The organism is Vibrio sp. KUL70, from assembly GCF_059725515.1.
In genome coordinates, this window is the sequence record NZ_AP045836.1 from 156961 (window position 1) to 176149 (window position 19189).

17 protein-coding genes and 3 pseudogenes are annotated in these 19189 nt (G+C 43.3%); 12 read left to right on the forward strand and 8 right to left on the reverse strand.

Translation table 11 applies throughout. The features are described from left to right. Positions 1-92 precede the first annotated feature (92 nt). The 8 genes from AC6I7V_RS20665 to AC6I7V_RS20700 all read right to left on the reverse strand — a co-directional run bounded on the left by AC6I7V_RS20665 (position 93) and on the right by AC6I7V_RS20700 (position 10185). Positions 93-569 (reverse strand): peroxiredoxin, encoded by a 477-nt coding sequence (locus AC6I7V_RS20665; RefSeq protein WP_261884333.1) that lies wholly within the window; start codon positions 567-569, stop codon positions 93-95. Positions 570-761: 192 nt separating this feature from the next. Next, entirely contained in the window at positions 762-2027 is a 1266-nt protein-coding gene (locus tag AC6I7V_RS20670) for a flagellin N-terminal helical domain-containing protein (RefSeq protein WP_498012594.1), read from the reverse strand. A gap of 212 nt (positions 2028-2239) precedes the next feature. Beyond that, a complete protein-coding gene (locus tag AC6I7V_RS20675; protein ID WP_150873190.1) occupies positions 2240-2710 on the reverse strand; it encodes a Dps family protein in 471 nt (156 codons plus the stop codon). 310 nt (positions 2711-3020) lie between these two features. Next, a complete protein-coding gene (locus AC6I7V_RS20680) occupies positions 3021-4049 on the reverse strand; it encodes a metal-dependent hydrolase (protein ID WP_498012595.1) in 1029 nt (342 codons plus the stop codon). Between the two features lie 292 nt (positions 4050-4341). Continuing rightward, a complete protein-coding gene (gene fhuB, locus AC6I7V_RS20685) occupies positions 4342-6309 on the reverse strand; it encodes a Fe(3+)-hydroxamate ABC transporter permease FhuB (RefSeq protein WP_498012596.1) in 1968 nt (655 codons plus the stop codon). Next, a complete protein-coding gene (locus AC6I7V_RS20690) occupies positions 6306-7229 on the reverse strand; it encodes an iron-siderophore ABC transporter substrate-binding protein (protein ID WP_498012597.1) in 924 nt (307 codons plus the stop codon). The genes fhuB and AC6I7V_RS20690 overlap by 4 nt, the downstream gene beginning before the upstream one ends. Then, positions 7220-8005: an ABC transporter ATP-binding protein gene (locus AC6I7V_RS20695; RefSeq protein WP_261884315.1), complete on the reverse strand. Its 786-nt coding sequence runs from the start codon at positions 8003-8005 to the stop codon at positions 7220-7222. Before AC6I7V_RS20695 ends, AC6I7V_RS20690 begins: the two co-directional genes overlap by 10 nt. A gap of 83 nt (positions 8006-8088) precedes the next feature. Then, positions 8089-10185, reverse strand: a complete 2097-nt coding sequence (locus AC6I7V_RS20700) for a TonB-dependent siderophore receptor (protein ID WP_498012397.1) — start codon at positions 10183-10185, stop codon at positions 8089-8091. Between the two features lie 349 nt (positions 10186-10534). On the opposite strand from AC6I7V_RS20700, the gene AC6I7V_RS20705 reads away from it, so the two are divergent. From AC6I7V_RS20705 to AC6I7V_RS20760, 12 genes and pseudogenes are all read left to right on the forward strand, one after another. Beyond that, the gene (locus AC6I7V_RS20705; RefSeq protein WP_498012398.1) at positions 10535-12358 is read left to right on the forward strand and encodes an ABC transporter ATP-binding protein; all 1824 of its coding nucleotides are present in this window, start codon (positions 10535-10537) and stop codon (positions 12356-12358) included. 170 nt (positions 12359-12528) lie between these two features. After that, positions 12529-13311 (forward strand): annotated as a pseudogene (locus tag AC6I7V_RS20710) (nucleotidyltransferase domain-containing protein). Between the two features lie 265 nt (positions 13312-13576). Continuing rightward, positions 13577-14080 carry a YgjV family protein gene (locus AC6I7V_RS20715; protein ID WP_498012399.1) on the forward strand — a complete coding sequence of 168 codons (504 nt, stop codon included), beginning with the start codon at positions 13577-13579 and terminating at the stop codon, positions 14078-14080. 72 nt (positions 14081-14152) lie between these two features. Beyond that, on the forward strand, positions 14153-14734 hold the full coding sequence (locus tag AC6I7V_RS20720; RefSeq protein WP_498012606.1) for an HD domain-containing protein: 582 nt from the start codon (positions 14153-14155) through the stop codon (positions 14732-14734). A gap of 111 nt (positions 14735-14845) precedes the next feature. Then, the gene (locus AC6I7V_RS20725; protein ID WP_498012400.1) at positions 14846-15262 is read left to right on the forward strand and encodes a VOC family protein; all 417 of its coding nucleotides are present in this window, start codon (positions 14846-14848) and stop codon (positions 15260-15262) included. 134 nt (positions 15263-15396) lie between these two features. Beyond that, on the forward strand, positions 15397-15846 hold the full coding sequence (locus AC6I7V_RS20730) for a YHS domain-containing (seleno)protein (RefSeq protein ID WP_498012401.1): 450 nt from the start codon (positions 15397-15399) through the stop codon (positions 15844-15846). 241 nt (positions 15847-16087) lie between these two features. Then, positions 16088-16603, forward strand: coding sequence for a P-loop NTPase family protein (locus AC6I7V_RS20735; protein WP_498012402.1), 516 nt, complete (start codon positions 16088-16090; stop codon positions 16601-16603). Positions 16604-16667: 64 nt separating this feature from the next. Further along, on the forward strand, positions 16668-16991 hold the full coding sequence (cutA, locus tag AC6I7V_RS20740) for a divalent cation tolerance protein CutA (RefSeq protein ID WP_032550672.1): 324 nt from the start codon (positions 16668-16670) through the stop codon (positions 16989-16991). A 28-nt stretch (positions 16992-17019) separates the two neighbouring features. Further along, positions 17020-17418 carry an ACT domain-containing protein gene (locus tag AC6I7V_RS20745; RefSeq protein ID WP_498012403.1) on the forward strand — a complete coding sequence of 133 codons (399 nt, stop codon included), beginning with the start codon at positions 17020-17022 and terminating at the stop codon, positions 17416-17418. 5 nt (positions 17419-17423) lie between these two features. Further along, a pseudogene (locus AC6I7V_RS20750) lies at positions 17424-18016 on the forward strand (class I SAM-dependent methyltransferase). 39 nt (positions 18017-18055) lie between these two features. Next, on the forward strand, positions 18056-18619 hold the full coding sequence (locus AC6I7V_RS20755; protein ID WP_498012404.1) for a nucleotidyltransferase family protein: 564 nt from the start codon (positions 18056-18058) through the stop codon (positions 18617-18619). After that, positions 18612-19162 (forward strand): annotated as a pseudogene (locus AC6I7V_RS20760) (GNAT family N-acetyltransferase). The gene AC6I7V_RS20755 and the pseudogene AC6I7V_RS20760 overlap by 8 nt, the downstream one beginning before the upstream one ends. Positions 19163-19189: the final 27 nt, after the last annotated feature.

The following is a 19189-nucleotide window of genomic DNA, read 5'->3' on the forward strand; positions in this document are numbered from 1 at the left end:
CGCAGGCTCTCCCTCTGTCCAACACGTTCTTGTTAGAAACTTGTCGCAAATTCGACACCACTCCTATGGATTTAGGAGTGGCTTTTTTGCTGTTATTGTAAAGCAGCTAAGATAGTTTCGGCTTTGCTTGCTTCAAATTGTTTTGGCTCCTCAACATTGAGTTGAGTCACTACGCCATTTTCCACGATCATCGCGTATCTTTGAGAGCGAACGCCGCCAAATGTCGCAGTATCCATATCTAATCCAAGTGCCTTGGTAAAACTCGCGTCGCCATCTCCTAGCATAAGAATTTCAGATGCGTTGTGCGTTTTACCCCATGCGTTCATCACAAATGCATCGTTAACAGACACACATGCAATCGTATCAACGCCCGCGGCTTTGATTTGATCGGCTAAAACGACATAGCCAGGTAGGTGAGCCTCAGAACATGTTGGCGTAAATGCCCCAGGCACTGCGAAAAGTACGACTTTCTTGTTTGCAAAGAGCTCTTCAGTTGAGTGATTCTGCATCCCTTCATCAGTTAGTTCACTAAGAGTTGCACTCGGTAATGTTTGGCCTTGCTGGATCATGTTGCTTTCCTTGTTGTGTTTGTTTTAAACAGTGTAGCGATCAATAGCGAATGGAACCACCGATAGAAAGTAAGGGATTGAGAGTATTACTAAAAGTGAGTTATAGACTATCAGCCTCACGCGCGATATCTTGGTGATGACATAGATTTAGCACTTGAAAATCAGTCACTTTTTTCAATCACGAAGCTAGCGTCAGTTGGTTAGCAATGACGTGATACTTTTAGGTATGTTGTTTGCCTGAGCAAGCATGCTAGTTGTTGACGTTGAACGCATTTTTTCTTGGAGCATATTCGTCGTTTCCTTGGCGAAATCGGTGTCTTTTATGCGACTGTTACTTTCATTAATATTGATTTCTTGATTTGATAAATTGTTAATTGCCTTATCTAACCGGTTTTGTGTGCTCCCGATGTCTCCTTGAAGCTTATTAACTTGGTGAAGGATAAGGTCACATGTATAAATCAGAGCATTACGGTCATTAATGTAGTCTGTTTCATTGGGCTTATAATGCTCAATGTGTTCGAAGTCATGATGAATCAACTCAGTCAGGCTGCGATCTAAGCCAAAAGCGACAAAAGGATTTCCGCCCTTAAGCAGATAACTTCTTGAGCCATCTGCTTTGGTTAAATTAGCAAAGTGCTCTCCTGATATTCCAAATATCTCCCCATTTGAATAATCTGAGCCTTTCTCATACGCATAGGCTAAGGTGCTTTGTTCTACACCATCTTCACCTTCACGATCAGTTAGAAAAAATCTCACTTTTTCGTCGAATTGATTGTTGAGGTAATTGACCACACCTTCAATGTTTTGACCTTCTGGGAGTTCTATTCGCGTTTTTTTCTCCCCATTATTTTTAATAAAAAGAAAGTCAATGTAGTCTCCTTTTTCGGTGCGCCAATCTAAAGGGACAGGATCACCGGTATAAGATGAAGGTGTGGTCCGAATGATACGTTCTTCGTTTAGAGCTTCTAGATTAGGTAGACCGAAAAGCATTGCCTCACCGGTTTGAGATCCTATTTGAAAGCGTAAACTTTCTTTTGAGCCATTGAGCAGGTTTAAACCCCCATAATTACCAGTTTGAGTTATACGGTGTAGCTCGTCACCCAGGGCTCGAATCTCTTTCTCTATTGCTTCAATGTCTTCGGGGGTGTTTGTACCATTGACGGATTGCAGAGCCAAATCTCTGATTTGCTGAATACTTGATGTGTACTCTGAGATAGCGCCTTCGGTCACTTGTAATATCGATATTGCGTCATTTGCATTGCGCATTGAAACATCTAGCCCACGGCTTTGTGTACTCAGGCGATTGGATATCTGCAATCCTGCGGAGTCATCTTTGGCTTGATTGATCTTTTTCCCGGAGCTCAGCTTCTCAAAGGAGGATGCCAAACCCTGCTCAGAGGTTCTGAGCCTGTTTCGCGCCTCTGCTGCGATATGATTACTTAGGACGGTTAAAGCCATGGCATTTATAGATTCATAGGTTATTTTACAAACTTATATGCAACTTAAGTGCCATGCTTGTAGTTGCTTATGTGTGGGTGTTGAGCGGCTTGATTGATTTTTTTGCTGCTATATTATTGATTGTCGGCAAAATTTTGCCGGCCATATGAAAAGAGCTTAAAGCAGTCACTTTAAGCTCTTTGTTTAAGTTGTGGCTAAAACGCTAGAGTAGATTACTGTAGGTACGCATTTAGCATCCACATTAACTTCTCTTGTTCGCGGATGTAGTCACCCATAAGTGCAGCTGTACCTTCATCAGATGCATCGCCTGCCTGTTCGAGAATGTCGCGCTGTTTGACCAGTAGCTCGCTGAAACCATTTACAAGACCAGTTACGCAGTCTTTACCTTGCGTGGCATTTTGATGTTCATTGATCGAACTTACTTCAAGATAGCGGCTGAAAGCGTGATCGGGAGTGTGGCCTAGCGTAAGGATTCGCTCTGCGATCTCATCAATCTTGGTTTGAAGGTCAGTGTAAATCTCTTCAAATTTTACGTGTAGTTCAAAGAAAGATTCGCCTTTGATGTTCCAGTGGTATCCACGAGCATTCATGTACAGCACTTGGTAGTGAGCAAGTAGTGAGTTTAGTTCATGTGCAAGTTGTTGTGATTGTTGGTTATCGAGTCCAATAAAATTCTTAGTCATTTTGTATACCTTGTCTTGTTAGATTATTTTGCTTTGTTGGATACAGTTTATGCTGTCCCTATGACTAAGGAAAATGGACTATTTCTATGTTTTTGATAGGTAAAAGCTATCGTGAGTTTTGGGTTTTAAAATGTTGTGATCAGGTAGAGTGTAACCTTGAAGCACTGAGTTATGGAGTGAAAAAGAAACGAAACTAATATTGATTTAGAGGTTTACCGGTTGTTTTTGAAAGGACGAATTTCGTGATGGTATGTTTAACCCGCAGTTCTATGAGTCGAGTGAGTGTCAGAGCTGCGAGTTAAATGGCGTACTAAGGGGTAAGGCTCACTTCCATCGTCTGCAAATTCGCATCGATGCTTTGATCGCCTTTTAAGCGTTGCCAAAGAGGAGTGAGCAAATCCAGTCCTCGTTCACTTGGGTAGCGTTGAGTCGCTTCAAGTAGCTTCCACTCACCATTGGTGTCTTTCTCGGCAAATACGAACTCAAATGATAAGTTGTTCGCCATCCCTAGACGTAAATCAGAGACAATTAAAGCGTCGTCCTCCACTCTGTAATTCAGATAACCGTGAGAAAATGCGTTGAGTCCTTTTAATGTGTTTGGTTTCTCTTCTAAAGGCCATTGTCCAAGTGGACGGGGGATAAAATCAATTCTTTGGTCTTTATCTAAAACTGACGCTAGTCCTTCCCAGTATTGTCCATCGTCCATCACAACTACGCGCCACAGGAAAGTGTTAAAAGCTGTTGGAGTAATCAGTACTTGTTGGCTCGGTAGTTTTTGAGTGATCAAGTTCTGTTCGACACGTTCAGCAATCACTTGTTGTGACACATAACCCCAGCCTAAATAGAGAGTCGATAGTAGAACAACATTTTGGCACCATCGCCCCCCTTTTTGCTTAGATATCAAAGCAACACCAATCGCTAGTAGGAGAGGCAAGGTGTACAAAGGGTCGATGATGAATACGTTGCGAAGCTCAAAATACCCATCAAATGGCCAAATGAGCTGGGTTCCATAGGTAGTCATTGCGTCGAGTAGCGTATGTGTCACTAACACGCTAACGGTGAGAAAAAATACTCTCGGCAATGTCCAGAAAGAGTCAGTGTATCGGCGGCAATACAGCCATGAAATCAGCAGAGCGAAAGGTGGAAGCACGAGCAACGAGTGACTAAACCCTCTGTGCTTAATGGTGTTTTGAACTGCGTCACCGTAATCTAATATGACATCCAAGTCAGGTAATGTGCCCAAGGCCGCACCTGCGAGTAGAACCTTTGCGTTACAGTGCTTTCCAGCAATAGCACCAGCGACCGTTGCGCCTAGCGCAGCTTGAGTAACAGAATCCATATCGTCCGTATTAATGTTGTTGAAAGGTGACGTTGACTCAGAAAGTAAATTGAAGACGCATGAGAGTCAAATATCTCAACTGCTCTACAGCCCTAAATTTACTTACTTTTACAAAAGAGTTAGCTAGTAAGTTGTTCTGCCGGCTAACTCACATTGAAGCAGACCACCTTAATATACCCTTGGAGGGTTGGGTATATTAAGGAAGATGAATAGGGGACTGTGCGTGATTGGCAAATGCCGATTAGAAATAGGGCAAAGGGGCACATTCAAGAGTAGCCTCATTAGTTTGTTTCTAGTTAAAACGGCTTCTCATCATTAGCAATAAGAAATAGCCACTGCCCATAATGGCAACCAATGTGCCCGCTGCGATGTTAAATGGATAAATCAGTACTTGGCCAAACCAATCAGCCCATACCATCAGCGTGACACCGACCAATCCCCCAACCAGAATTTGAGATTTTGCTCGTTTTGCACCAAGCATCATTGCCATATGAGGGGCAACTAAGCCAACAAAGGCCACTGGTCCCATTGTCGCGGTTGAGAAGGCACATAGTAGTGCGACTAAAGAAAGCCCGACGATATTAACTAGGTTGGCATTTAAACCACGAGCATTAGCAAATTGTCGACCAATGGCAATCACGGTTAACCAACGAGATAGTAGAAGTACCGTCGTGACTAAAATTAGGCTTGCGATAAACATCACAAATGACTGCTGTTGAGTGACACGGTAACTTGAACCTGTTAACCAAAGCAATGTTTTGTAGCTATCGCCCGTTCCTTTCGCGAGGGAGAACTGGATAAAAGCCTCCAGCATTGCGGTAAATGCGATACCCGACAGAATAAAGTTCGAAGGGTTAAAATTGTGCTTCTTACCAAGCAGAAGCAAAGCGATTAATACCGTGATACTTCCGACAAAAGCGACACTCCATTCAAAACCTGCAAAGGCACTGCCTGCCGCGATGCTGGTTGTGACTATCGCAAATGTTGCACCGGATGATACCCCTAAGATATCTGGGCTCGCGAGTGGGTTATAAACCAAACGTTGTAAAATTACGCCCGCAACAGACAACGCCAAACCAACAGAAACTACCGTAACCAGTCTTGGAAGGCGTAATTGCCATTGATATTCACCTGGTATTGCGAACGCCAAACCATCGCTGCTCATCGTGGACAAAATGTACAACAGGCTACCAGCTAAACAAGTCAGAGCAATTAGGCTGACAATAGGTAAAGAGACTTTGCTTTTACCATCACCCATTGAAAGATTGAGTTGGTCTTGAGCGGTAAGTGACCTACGGCTAAACCAGATCAAAGCAGGCGCACCGATAGCAGCAACGGTAACGCCACTTGGGATTGTTTCGCCTAACCAGAAGGAGAGCACCATCGCAAGTGTGTCTGTGAGAATCAGTAAGCTCGCTCCCAGAACCGCACTTAAAATGAGTTCTTGTCTTGGCGTTCTCGCTCCTAATGCACGTGCAATGTTTGGGGTCAGTAATCCGATAAAACTGATGATCCCGACAGCGGTAATGGACGCAGAAACTAACCAAATGCCCATTGCCATTAATAAACCAAAGGCAGGTAAAACTGGAAGACCGCGCGCGGTTGCCCCTTCTTGCCCCAAGCGAAGTAGAGTAAGGATACGTGGTGCGATCAATAAAATAATCAAAGCGACGACAGTTTTCGGCAGCAACCACTCAAACCAATCCCAATTGTATTGGGTTAAATCCCCTGCGCCCCACATAAATACGTTTTGTGCAAACTGAGAATTAAGCACTACGATCGCTGCGGCAATGGACCCAAGTAAGATATTTATCACCATACCGGACACAACCAAAGGCAGCCCTGTCATGTTCTTGATGCCTGCTATTGCGACAATCAAACCAAACGCGACCAGAGCGCCCACCATTGCGGCAAGTGCAGAATACTCTGCAACGTAATCAATAAACCAAACGTTCATGACAACCAATGCTAACCATGCACCTGACGAGCTGCCCAAAGTGAGTGGCGAGGTGAGGTTATTTTGTGTCAGTTGTTGCATCAAACTACCGACCAAACCAAGCATTGCACCAACTAAAATAGCCATCGCTAAACGAGGTAGCTGTGAGTCAACAAAGAAAATCTCGGCGAAGCTGGCGGCAGAACTCGGTGTAAGTAGGAGCTCAATTTGTGCAGAAAGTGAGAGCGAGGTGTCGATTTGCAAACTCAATAGCGCGAAGCAGAAAACCGCTATAAGGGAAGGGGATATTAGTTTAATGTTCATGGTGTCTTCTTCAGTTCAAGCAAGCTGTCAGCAATGGCTTCTGCTAGATAAAGCAGTGACATAGCGCCGCCGTAGTTCCAAACAGAACGTACAGAATTTACATGATCTTTTTCTACAAACGGAAGGGCTTGCCATAGACGAGAGTCTTTCAGCTTATCTTCTTGTGGAAACGGCAAAACATAAAGCACGTAGCCATCATCAATCTTTTGTAGCGTGTTAACTCGTGTTTGCTTTATACCCCAAGCTCGAGGCTCTACTTGAATTGGGTTATGAAAGCCCAATTTAGATACAACGTACTGAGTTGATGAATTATCAGAATAGAGGAATATTGAGTTGAGCGTAGAAAAGCGCATCACCACTAAATCGGAATTGGGAGCATAGTACGGAGCAAGTTTTTCTTTCAGCTCTGTAAAACGTTGTTCAATATGATCCAATTGCGCCTGAGCTTGATGTTCTCGGTCAAGCACTTTGGCGATGGTTTTGAAATGAGCGATAGCACTTTCTGCTGCGTTCTCATTCTCAGTGAAGTTGGGTAGAAAAATCACAGGAGCAATCTGTTTAAGAATAGGCAATAGATCTTGCTGTGGTGAGGCCGCTAGAATCAGATCTGGCTTTAGTTTTGCGATCAGCTCGAGGTTTGGCTCTGAACGTGAGCCAATGTCGGTAATGTCAGTTGGGGCTTTTGGGTTTACCACCCATGATCGGTAACTCTCAAGCTCTGGCCCACCCACTGGCGTTACACCAAGGGCAATAACTTGCTCGAGTAAATCCCAATTAAGTACAACAACCCTTTTGGGTGCTTGTTCAAACTGATGTGAGCCTGCTGAGTCATGCACAATGATTGCACAGTGAGCCAAACTTGAACTCAGTAAGGTGAATGCAAGCCAAAGCAGACCAATTGACTGGCTAACTAAGCGCATACCACCGCTACCTTCTTGCTGGTTTCCGTTTCGCTTGGGGTTGGGTGATCAATCAGCTTGATAGGCGACTCATAAAGATCCGACAGACGTTGCTCATCCAGTAAAATATCTGCAGAGCCTTCGAAAGCGATTCGACCTTTTTTCAATGCAACAATATGTGTGGCATAGCGGAGTGCTAAATTAAGATCGTGAAGAATCACAATGATACCGACATTTTCCGTTTTGTTTAGTTCGGATAACAACTGCATTAGTTGAAATTGATGGTGTACATCGAGCGCAGAAGTGGGTTCATCAAGGATTAGAATCGGTGATTGTTGCGCAAGTAGCATCGACACCCAAGCGCGTTGTCGCTCACCGCCAGAAAGTTGATCTGCCAGAGTATCTGCGAAACGCGTTACGCCTGTACGCGCCATAGCCGCTTCAATAATTGTGTGGTCTTCATCGTTCCATCGGCCGAGTGCACCACGCCAAGGAAATCGACCCAGTTTCACTAGTTCGCGAACGGTGAGTCCTGCCGAAGTGGGTAGCTTCTGTGGTAGGTAAGCAATTTGCTTGGCCAACTCTTTGGTTTTGTAATCTTTAAGGTGATTCGAGTTGAGCGATATACTCCCTTCATCAGGTGCCATCTGACCAGAAAGGAGGTTTACCAATGTCGACTTACCTGATCCATTGTGACCGAGTACGATAGTCAGCTCATTGGTTGGAATTTGCAGATCATCGACTTGAAGAATAGTGCGACCACCGCGATGAATCTTGATGTCTGAAAGTTGATACATAGATTTGGCTACTATTTTTTGCTACAGATACGAAAAATCCCCCTCAGGAGAGGGGGAGTAATACTTAATAAATTGTTAGTGAGTTACCACTTGTAGTTTGCTGTTGCTGTGACGCGAGCCTCTTCACCGTAGTAGCAAATTCCAAAGTCACAACCAGCGATATATTCCTCATCCGTAAGATTGGTAACGTTCAGCTGCATGTCCCACTGTTTGTTGACTTTATAGTTCGCCATTGCATCCCAAAGTAGGTATGCAGGTACTGAGGCATTTTCAGTGGCATCAATGGTTGTGCCAGTGTAACGAGCACCAATACCAGCGGTCAAACCTTCAATGCCAACGCCAGTAAAGTCATAGGTTATCCAAGTATTTGCCATGTGTTCAGGAATGAGAGATTTACGTTGCTTCGCACTTCCTTCTCCTGATGTAGCATCCATATATGTATATGCCGCAGTGACAACGGTGTTTTCACTGACCGCAACTTTACCTTCAATTTCTAAACCTTTGATATTTGTCTGAGTACCAGATTGTGATGTTGTAGGGTTACCGTTGCCATCTAAATCTGTGATTAAAGAGTTTTCTTGGTCAATATCAAACCAAGCAACGTTAATGTAGCCATCTAAGAAGTCAGGCGTGTATTTAACACCCACTTCTTTTTGTTCACTCTCAATAGGGTCGTACAGTTTGTTGGTCGTAAAATCTAAGCTACTGATCACATAGAATGATTGAGAGTAGCTAACGTACGGTGATAGACCATTGTCCGCAACAAACATCAAACCTGTATCAAATGATAACTGGCTGTCATCTAGCTTATCTTTAAACTTACCTTCGCTTTCGACTTTAATATCGTCGTATCTTGCACCAACATTAAAAATCCATTGTTGTGCGATACGAGCTTGGTATTGGCTGTATAGACCCAATTGCTTTTTATTAATATCGTTATCAAATAGGTCAGCAGTGAGATCTGGCGCGCTTCCATATTCCGGATTTACTGAATCAACTTTACCTACAAATGACCCTGTTCCATTCCCTAACCATTTGTTTCTGTGGTATTGATAATCAAAACCAGTCACTAATTGATGTTCGATATTTTGTGAGTACCAGTCGCCAGCAACGTGATTATCAAACGTGTAGCTATTGCTGTCGCCATCGTTGATTAACGTATAGCGATCTAGAGAATAAAGGTCACCATCATTATTTTGCCAATCTTGATATGCTGAAGTGCTGCGCAGATATAAATCTATATAGGTGTAATTAAAATTCTGTTTATACGCCCAAGTATCATTTATTTGATGATCAAGTTGGTAGCCAGCTGTGATTTGAGTTTTCTCAAACTTGTCGTGATTAGGTTGGCCGTAGTTAGTTTTTGGGTCAATGTACTCGCCACCAGGTAACGCTCTTAAAGTACCATCAATTGGCTTAAAGTTGTTTTGTGGTACTCCATCATCTTGAAGAAATGATGCCAAGAGTGTGAGGGTTGTCGAATCAGAAAAGTCAATAGCGTAACTTGGCGCAATGTAGATTCTTTTGTTCTCTGTACCGTCTAGCATCTCATCTTGTTGATTTATCATTGCAACGAAACGGTAGCGCTGGCTTCCATCGCTGTTGGCCCAATCAGCAATATCTACACCAAGCTGAAGGTAGTTGTCAGAGCCACCAGAAAAAGAAATGCTTTTCTGAGGAATATCAGTTGGTTTTTTTTGTACTAAGTTAATAACACCACCTGGGTATGTTTCACCGTACATCACACCAGCAGGGCCTTTGATCAACTCTATTTGCTCTAAACCGTACATTTCAGACGTGAATGCCCAGAAACCTTCTTTATAGAGTCGGTTGCCATCGAGATATACACTCGGCTCCAAGCCTCGAACAAACATCCACTCTGCGTCATTGTCTGGTCCATAAGGAGATGTAAAACCAGCTGTGTATCGAAATGCCTCATCCAGTTTTTGCACGTGCTTTTCTTTGATTTCTGACTCGCCAACAATTGCAACAGACTTTGGCGTCTCTTGTGCCGGCGTTTCTACTTTCAGCGCTTGAGCGGTAACAGTAATCGTTTCCATTTGGCTTGTGCTGTTTGATTCGTCAGCGTGAGCAAGTTGCGTTTGGACGAGTACTAACGATCCCATTGTTAGCCCGTATTTAATCGAGAGAGCAAGTTTCCCTAAGTTCATGTTGTTCATGTAAATCTCGTGATCTTCTCGAACCTCTTTCATGATTAATGAAAAGAGAAACGATAATTAGTATTATTTAGATCGGGATTCTACAGTCATTAATGCTGTTTTTATTTGATTTTGATCACACTAGAGGTATCAGGTGCTAAATATATGGTGTGATATAGATCTGGTTTTTGTGTTTGTTTTTAAGGTTAGGGGGATTTTATTGATTATTTTGTACTTTTATTGCAATTTGTTGCATATTTATAAAGTTGTAAATATAGGTGAATCATTCATGAGAAAGCGGTTTATATTTGATGCAGAATCCTGATAATAGCCCGTCCCAATTTATCTTCTAAAGTAGGCTGTAATTTCCATGTTTAATTGGTTTGAACGATTAACGAAAGCATTTCCCGAGCATGAATCAGGAAAACCGCCAAAAACTCTCGTAGGCTTTTGCCGATTTTATACAAAGGGTTTTGAATTTCCTCTTGTTGCTATGGCGATTTTAAGTGCCTTAATAGCCATTTCAGAAGTGACATTGTTACGATACCTTGGAGAACTGGTTGATATTCTAGCGAATCAAGATAGAGCAACATTTTGGCAAGATCAGGGTGACCGCATTGAAAACATGTTGATTTTGGTTGTAGTGATCATGCCGATCTTGGGTTTTTTCCACTCAATGATCATGCACCAGACGTTACTGGGGAATTACCCTATGTCTATTCGTTGGTTGATCCACCGCTATCTTTTAAAGCAAGCGGTAGGCTTTTTCCAACGAGATTTTGCTGGACGTGTTGCGACGAAAGTCATGCAGAGTGCACTTGCCGTACGTGAAACCGTGATGAAGCTTTTGGATGTGTTGGTTTATATCTCTGTCTACTTTGTCTCGATGATTTGGATGATGGGTGAATCGGATCTTATCTTGATGCTGCCAATTTTAATTTGGTTAGTGCTTTACATTTTTATTCAGCTGTACTTTATCCCACGAATGAAGCAGGTTGCGACCGATCAAGCCGACGCTCGCTCTATTATGACGGGCCGAATCGTTGATTCTTACACCAATATTTCAACCGTAAAGTTATTCGCACATTCTCAGCGTGAATTAGATTACGCAGAAAGCAGTATGAAGGGATTCCTAAAAACGGTCTATCGCCAGATGCGAATGGTAACCTGCTTGCTTTTGAGTGTTGATGCCATTAACTATCTATTACTTCTTTCGATTGCGGCGACTTCTGTCATGCTTTGGTTAGATGCGAGTGTAACCATTGGTGCTATTGCTGTTGGCATTAGTATTGCGCTGCGTGTGCAAGGTATGTCGAAATGGATCATGTGGGAAGTCAGTTCCCTGTTTGAAAACATCGGCACCGTGGTTGATGGTATGAATACCATCTCAAATGATGTTGAAGTCAAAGACGTACCAAACGCAAAACAGCTTGAAATTAAACAAGGCGCGATTGAGTTCGACAACGTACAGTTTAATTACAGTGACGAGAAATCCGTATTCAACAATCTTGATTTGAATATAAAACCGGGAGAAAAAGTTGGTATTGTAGGCCGCTCTGGTGCAGGTAAATCAACGCTGGTCAACTTGTTACTGCGTTTCTTTGATGTGAATAGCGGGACGATTCGTATCGATGGTCAAGATATCTCTAAAGTGGAACAAGAGTCTCTGCGACAGCATATCGGTATGATTACGCAAGATACTTCATTGCTTCACCGTTCAATTAAAGAAAACATCTTATACGGTGATCCAGACGCGTCGATGGATGATTTGATTGCTGCGGCAAAACAAGCCCATGCTCATGAGTTTATTCAAGAGCTTAAAGACGAGAGTGGCAATATAGCTTACGATGTAGAGGTCGGGGAGCGCGGTGTGAAGCTATCTGGTGGTCAACGCCAACGTATAGCCATTGCCCGTGTTCTGCTCAAGGATGCACCAATTCTCATTATGGATGAAGCCACATCGGCTCTAGACTCGGAAGTGGAATCGGCGATTCAAGAAAATCTAGAAGCTTTAATGGAAGGTAAGACTGTTATCGCGATTGCCCACCGTCTTTCTACGATTGCAGCGTTAGACCGCTTGATCGTAATGGACCAAGGGAAGGTCATTGAGCAAGGTTCACACAAAGAGTTGCTCGAATTAAATGGTGTATATGCCCAGTTGTGGAAGCACCAAACGGGCGGTTTCTTGGGTTAAGTCATAGAGGGAGTTCATGTGAACTCCCTTTTTATTTCACCTTCGCTAGACTAGCCAGGTTTTTCTGAGGAAGACATCTAAAGCTAGGTACATTAATATCAATGTGTTGTTTTATCATTGAGATAATGCTACTTGCTACAACGATAAATTAGGGAGCGGGGTAAATCGCTATAGAACAGAAAAGTAATGGCCTTGATCAACATGGATTTATTCGCAATGATTATTCGGTTGATAAGATTCAGCCAGAGTTTAAACCTATCGTCGATAGCGTGGTGTAGTAACTGACACTACGACTCCCAGAGCAAATTGATGGGATTTATTTGTATGGTAGTGTACCAAGAGGAGAGGCCGTGTTAGGTCGCTCAGATCTTGATATATCTATTATCCTCAACACGCCAATCACGGAATTAGAAAAGCGAGTATTTCAAGAGATAAGTAATGCAATTCCCGATATTCACCCAGAGATCAGTAAGATAGATATCGATCCGGGTTATCTCAATACCATTCAAAAACCAGAAGAGTTTTACCATTGGCAGTTTTGGCTCAAACACTGTTGTTGCTGTGTATGGGGTAATGACAGAGCGGTTTCATTCGTTAAGCATCAGCCCAAGTTAGAGATAGCTCTTGCACTCAATGGAGATCTAAACGCGTTCCTGAACCAAATGGCAGATAGTTTCTCTAAAATGGACGACAAAGCGATTGCGAAGATCATCGGCAAGAAGTTAGTAAGGGCAGCGTACTATTTTATCGCAGAAAAAGACGGGAGTTGGTATATCGATTTAGCTCAATGCGCCCAAGCTGCGAAAAAGTATTACCCTGGTCAACAAGACGATATTGAACTCGCGTACTTATTTGCACGTGGAAAGCTCACATCAAAAGTAGATGCGTTAGAACTCTACCAGCGATTAAGTGGCAAGATTAATGAAGTGACGTCTGAAGATCAAACTAGATAACGATTAACAGCGACCGTTGTCTGTGTGGCGATATCGCTCCAAAAAACAACGTCCATGTGCTGCTAAGTAACCTTGTCGAACAGCAAAGAGGAGTGCTTGGTTTTGTGCTCGTTTGACGGCGGACACATCGAAGCTCGTGTAGCGCAATAAATATTTGAGATATATACCAATAGCTAGTAGTGTCGGACGCCGTATGCAGGTGAATTGCGTCTTGGTTCTGGGGGCGTGAATTACGCAGCAGTTTTTTATTTACAAGGAGTGTAACGTGACACCATTTCTTTTGTCTCAAATACTGGTCGCAATCGCGATCTGTTTTGATCTGATGTCCTTTCAATTCAAAGAGAGGAAAAAGATCGTTACTTGTCTCTTTTTTGCCGGGACTCTCATTTCAAGCCATTTTATCTTGCTTGAGCAGTGGACCGCAGCCAGCCTTATGCTCATCGCCACTGTCCGCTATTTAGCGAGTGTGTTCTCTACTTCGGCAAAATTGAAGTACCTATTTTGTGGGGCTTCAATCTTTTCTACTTCGGTCACTTATACCGGCCTAGTCAGTATTGTGAGTTGTGTTGCTTCTCTGTTTCAAACGGTTGCTGCTTTCAATAAAGATGACCGTCGATTAAGGGAGCTGATGATCATCGGCACCGCGCTTTGGCTTATTCATAACTACATGGTTGGATCACCAACGGCGGTCATCATGGAAGTCCTTTTTATCTCAAGTAATTTAATTGGATATTATCGTTACTACATTAAGGGTGCGGCATTAGCGTAATTGTCAGCAAGGTACAGGTACGCATCCATTTTTGAATATAGGGCTTGTTCTCTACAAGATAGGAGTCAGATGTTGAAAGAAGTTACTCAGATCCTCGATTTCATGGTCGAAATTGAAAAACTAAAAGGTGTATTGAGAAAGTCGAGACCGGTTGGCTTGAAGCGGCATGAGAACTCCGGCGAACACAGTTGGCATGTGTGTATTAGTGCTCTGATGTTAAAAGACTACGCTGACGAGGCCATTAACATCGATCGCGTGATCAAAATGCTATTGATTCATGATCTAGGCGAGATCGACGCCGGCGACAAAATCGTTTATGAATCAGAAACCGCAGAGCAAAAGAATAAAGAGTGGAATGGCGTCAAACGGGTGCTCGACATGCTGCCAAACCGACAAGGTGAAGAATATTTGGCACTGTGGGAAGAGTTTGAACTTGGTGAAAGTGCCGATGCAAAATATGCAAAAGCGATCGACCGTATCCCTCCGCTTCTCCACAACATCGATGACGAAGGCTATGGTTGGAAGAAGCATAATATTCCCAAAGAGAAGGTTCTCAACTTCAACCAGCAAAGAATATCAGCTGGTGGAGAGAAGATATGGCAAGGCGTCGAAGCGAAACTACTACAAGCTATCTCCGATGGGATTCTAACCTAGTCATCCAGTTAGCTCTTCGATAGAGCACAATCATTCTCCTATGAATGTCATTGTGAGCTTTCGTAAGGGGTTGAGTCATGTCAAATCGGTGTTTTAAGTTTAGAGGCCGCCATGACGAAACCAGTACAACAGCAAATCGGAAACATCGCCCTTGTTGTTGAAAACTATGACGATGCAATTGAGTTCTATACGCAGAAACTTCAATTTACGCTAGTTGAAGATACCGATTTAGGCGGTGGTAAACGCTGGGTACAGGTCGCTCCGCCCAATTCTAACGGCACCAACCTTTTGCTTGCTCAAGCGAGTACCGAATCTCAAACACAAGCCATCGGTAACCAAACGGGTGGTCGCGTGTTTTTGTTTCTTCAAACCAACGACTTTTGGCGTGATTATGAATCCATGAAAGCCAAGGGTGTGATGTTTAACGAAGAGCCTAGAGTTGAAGAGTATGGAACTGTGGTTGTGTTTCAGGATCTGTACGGAAATAAGTGGGATTTGCTGCAGCTAAATCGAAGCGTATTATGTTGAACTCTTCAAAGTGTTAACACCGCCCGTTTTACCAGAGCCAAAGATTAGCAAGGATTAGTGCATTCTTGGTCTTTGCACCTTGAAATTTTTGCCGCGTTTATCCTCTCTTTATAAATAACATGAGGAGAAACGTTATGAAGTGCCTTGCCAAAATTGTTCTAACACTTGTCTTTTGGTTGGGGATTGCCGCCCCTTCTTTTGCTCTTGATCCGGTATACAGTGACTTTTTCGGCAAAGCGATCAGAGGTTACGATCCCGTAGCGTACTTCACTCAAAGCCAAGCCGTGGAAGGAAGCGATAATTACCGCTACGAATGGAATGGTGCTGAATGGCGATTTTCTTCACAACGACATCTCGATTTATTCAAAGCGGACCCGGAACAATACGCCCCTCAATATGGTGGATACTGTGCTTGGGCGGTGAGTAAAGGCTATACCGCCAAAATAGACCCGCGAGCTTGGAATATTGTCGATGGCAAGCTTTACCTAAATTACAGTAAATCGGTACAGCAAACTTGGCAGGGTGATATCGCTGGAAACATTGCAAACGCAGACGCCAACTGGCCAAGATTGCTGAATGAGTAAATTAACCCAATATCAATTTCTGAAACAACTAATCATTATCTGAGTTTATAAATTCAATTGACACTTACTCAGATTTATATGACATTGGCTGTATGAAATGTAATCGAACAACACTCAACCAACGAATTATTATCATTCTATAAGAATGGTGGGGATTTTGTTGTACTGAGAAAAGCTAACCCACCCGGTAAGGTGGGTTTTCTTTTTCTATCTTCCGGGCCGTGTTCTTGGAGGAACTCACATGAAAAAAGTCGCCGTTTTTGGTAAGCCCGGTAGTGGCAAATCTACCTTCAGTAAAGCATTAAGCCGATCGGCAGGTTTACCGTTGCATCAACTGGATTCTATCGTCTATCAAGCGAATGGCGAGCCAGTTTCCAAAGACGTTTTTAACCAAGCTCATGACAAGATCTTGCGTGAAGACGCGTGGATAATCGATGGACTTGGCCCTCTTGGTGCATTCCATCAGCGCTTAGAATCTGCAGATACCCTTATCTACATCGATTTGCCTTATTTCGTCAGTTACTGGTTCGTTGCTAAGCGCTGCCTGAAAGGGTTGTTCGTAAAGCCAGAAGGGTGGCCAGATGGCAGTTCAGTCATCAAAGGTACGCTCAATAGCTACAAGATGCTTAGACTCTGCCCTGGGTTTTGGAATGATGAGTTGATGTCTCGACTGTCTCAGATTTCAGAAGGTAAACAACTGCATGTTGTTAAGAGCACAACCGAACTCAATAATCTACTTACTCGACTCTCACAATAACAATGGGCTGCTGTTAATTGATTGAATAGATTGATACTTTGAACTGTCTGTCAATGGAGTAAAGATGGAATTCAAACTAGAAATATACGCCCCAGAATCAGAGGTTATTGCAATTCGTGATGCTCTGAACTCTGCGGGCGCTGGCGTTGTGGGCAACTATGACAGTGTTATCTCGATTGTGAAAATATCGGGATTTTGGCGCCCAAATTCAAAAGCTCAGCCAGTCACGGGCTCAAAAGGTGAAATCAACTTTGGCGAAGAGGTTCGTATAGACGTTCGCTGTAAAAAGGAGCGCGTTCAAGCGGCACTCGATGCTGTGCGAGCGGTGCACCCTTATGAAGAGCCCGCTATTAATATTCTCCCTCTCTACAATCACGAATTTAATTAGACTCGATACTGAAACAAGGACTGTATTTATGTCAGGAATTACCGATCTAGATGAACTTTTGTGCTCTATGCGCCCTAAGTTAATGCCAACGGAGTTTGTGTTCTGCACGACTTCTGGTGCCCTAAGGAATTATGTCTACTTAGAGCCTGTAGCTTCATTTATCGAATCAGAAGGACTCACTCTGGTCCTTGAAAAGTCTCGAGCCGAGAAAGCAGGCTTGGCATTTGAAGGTATCTACCAGCAGATCACCTTAACCGTTCATTCTAGTCTGGATGCAGTTGGGCTTACTGCGGCTGTCGCATCCAAGCTCGCGTCTAAAGGAATCAGCGCTAACGTTATTGCAGCGTATTATCACGACCATATTTTTGTACAACAGGACAAAGCCCCCGCTGCGTTATTGGCACTAGAAGAGTTTTCCGCTGAGTGATGAACATGGACACTAACACTGAGATTTGGCGCAATTACTATGAGAAAGCGCTTGCTAAGCCACACTCAAAACGGACTGAATTTGTCTGTTCACTTAATCAATCGACATCAAAGTTAGCAATTGATTGCGGTTGTGGCGTGGGTAGTGATATGGATTTTTGAGTCAGCATGGCTACCGAGTACACGGCTTTGATATTAATTCAGACTCGATTGAGATATGTGAAGAACGGTTTGCTGATAACCCTTTAGTCGAGGTTACTAACGTTTCATTCGAACAATTCCAATATCCGAAAGCTGGGATTGTACTCGCGAACTCTAGCTTGTTTTTCGCTGACCCTTCTCAGTTTGAATCTGTGTGGCATAAGATCGTCGCGTGTATTGAAATTGGAGGTGTTTTTGCCGGCGATTTCATGGGCGTTAAAGATATTTGGGCAACCCACTACCGAAGCCCCACGTCTTCTTTTACAGAATCCGAAGTGCGCGACCTATTCTCCGGTTTTGAAGTTCTGAGGTTTCATGAAAGGGATGAGATGGCAAAAACTGCATTGGGACGAATGAAACACTGGCACACCTATTCAGTTGTCGCGGTGAAACGCTAATTTAAACATAGGTTTATGAGTCTAAATAACTTAAAAGATATGAATAAAATCGTTCACCTTTTGAAACAAGATCCAATGCGAGTAGAAGCTTTGCACTGTGTTAAGAGGCTAGAACTGCCTCAGTGCTACATTGCCGCTGGATTTCTACGGAATTTGGTTTGGGACGCCCTGCATAACAAGACTAAGCCAACGCCTTTGAATGATATTGACGTTGTCTATTTCGACGATGATGAAGTGGACCCTAATGCCTGTTTCAAGTATGAGGCCTGGCTCAATACACAAATGCCACAGTTTAATTGGCAGGTTCGCAACCAAGCTCTTATGCATCACAGAAACAACGACCAACCTTATAAAAGCACGCTGGACGCGATGAGCTATTGGCCTGAAAAAGAAACGGCTGTTGGTGTTAGAGTCACGGCAAACAGCGATTACGAGTGTGTTTCCGCTTTTGGTTTTGAATCTCTATTCAACGGACACATTAGTTATAACCGGAAAAGGCCGCGTTCGCTGTTTGATCAACGTGTATACGCAAAGAACTGGCTGGTCTTATGGCCATCGCTCAAAGTGATTTATGACAACGAAAAGGATTCGCAAGATGTTTAAATTGGAAACTGAGCGACTGATTTTGAGAGACATGACACTCGATGATCAAGATGCTTTTATTGCTATGTCTCAAGACGCCAAGTATCAACGTTTCTATGATGAAGGTGATTGTGATGCAAACAAATATAGGCAGCTCACTGAACTATTTGTGGCGCAGTCAACGGAAAGCCCAAGGCAAGCTTATCAACTCGCTGTTGAACTTAAGAGTACCAATGAGTTTATCGGTACGGTTTGTTTGCGATTAGAACAAAATCGACAAGCGTCTATGGGTTGTGCTTTCTCTCGAGCTTCACAAGGAAGTCAGTTCGCTCAAGAAGCGGCATTTAAGCTCGCTGATTTCGGTTTTGAGAAATTGGGTGTTCATCGTATTTATGCTGAGACTATCAGCCGAAACTTGGCTGCGATAAACCTTTGCCGTCGTTTAGGCATGCGGAAAGAAGCGCATTTAAAAGAGCATCGCTTCTTTAAAGGGCAGTGGTGAAAGGGCAGTGGTGGGACACTGTCATTATGGCTGTACTGCACAGTGAGTGGTGTAATTTTTAATCAAAGTTCAGATAATTCATCAACACT

Coding starts and splice junctions, on each gene's coding strand:
- cutA (WP_032550672.1), top strand. CDS start 16,668: ATGGAATTCAAACTAGAAATATACGCCCCAGAATCAGAGGTTATTGCA.
- fhuB (WP_498012596.1), bottom strand. CDS start 6,309: ATGAACATTAAACTAATATCCCCTTCCCTTATAGCGGTTTTCTGCTTC.
- AC6I7V_RS20735 (WP_498012402.1), top strand. CDS start 16,088: ATGAAAAAAGTCGCCGTTTTTGGTAAGCCCGGTAGTGGCAAATCTACC.
- AC6I7V_RS20665 (WP_261884333.1), bottom strand. CDS start 569: ATGATCCAGCAAGGCCAAACATTACCGAGTGCAACTCTTAGTGAACTA.
- AC6I7V_RS20745 (WP_498012403.1), top strand. CDS start 17,020: ATGTCAGGAATTACCGATCTAGATGAACTTTTGTGCTCTATGCGCCCT.
- AC6I7V_RS20675 (WP_150873190.1), bottom strand. CDS start 2,710: ATGACTAAGAATTTTATTGGACTCGATAACCAACAATCACAACAACTT.
- AC6I7V_RS20670 (WP_498012594.1), bottom strand. CDS start 2,027: ATGGCTTTAACCGTCCTAAGTAATCATATCGCAGCAGAGGCGCGAAAC.
- AC6I7V_RS20705 (WP_498012398.1), top strand. CDS start 10,535: ATGTTTAATTGGTTTGAACGATTAACGAAAGCATTTCCCGAGCATGAA.
- AC6I7V_RS20690 (WP_498012597.1), bottom strand. CDS start 7,229: ATGCGCTTAGTTAGCCAGTCAATTGGTCTGCTTTGGCTTGCATTCACC.
- AC6I7V_RS20730 (WP_498012401.1), top strand. CDS start 15,397: ATGAAGTGCCTTGCCAAAATTGTTCTAACACTTGTCTTTTGGTTGGGG.
- AC6I7V_RS20695 (WP_261884315.1), bottom strand. CDS start 8,005: ATGTATCAACTTTCAGACATCAAGATTCATCGCGGTGGTCGCACTATT.
- AC6I7V_RS20700 (WP_498012397.1), bottom strand. CDS start 10,185: ATGAACAACATGAACTTAGGGAAACTTGCTCTCTCGATTAAATACGGG.
- AC6I7V_RS20755 (WP_498012404.1), top strand. CDS start 18,056: ATGAATAAAATCGTTCACCTTTTGAAACAAGATCCAATGCGAGTAGAA.
- AC6I7V_RS20725 (WP_498012400.1), top strand. CDS start 14,846: ATGACGAAACCAGTACAACAGCAAATCGGAAACATCGCCCTTGTTGTT.
- AC6I7V_RS20680 (WP_498012595.1), bottom strand. CDS start 4,049: ATGGATTCTGTTACTCAAGCTGCGCTAGGCGCAACGGTCGCTGGTGCT.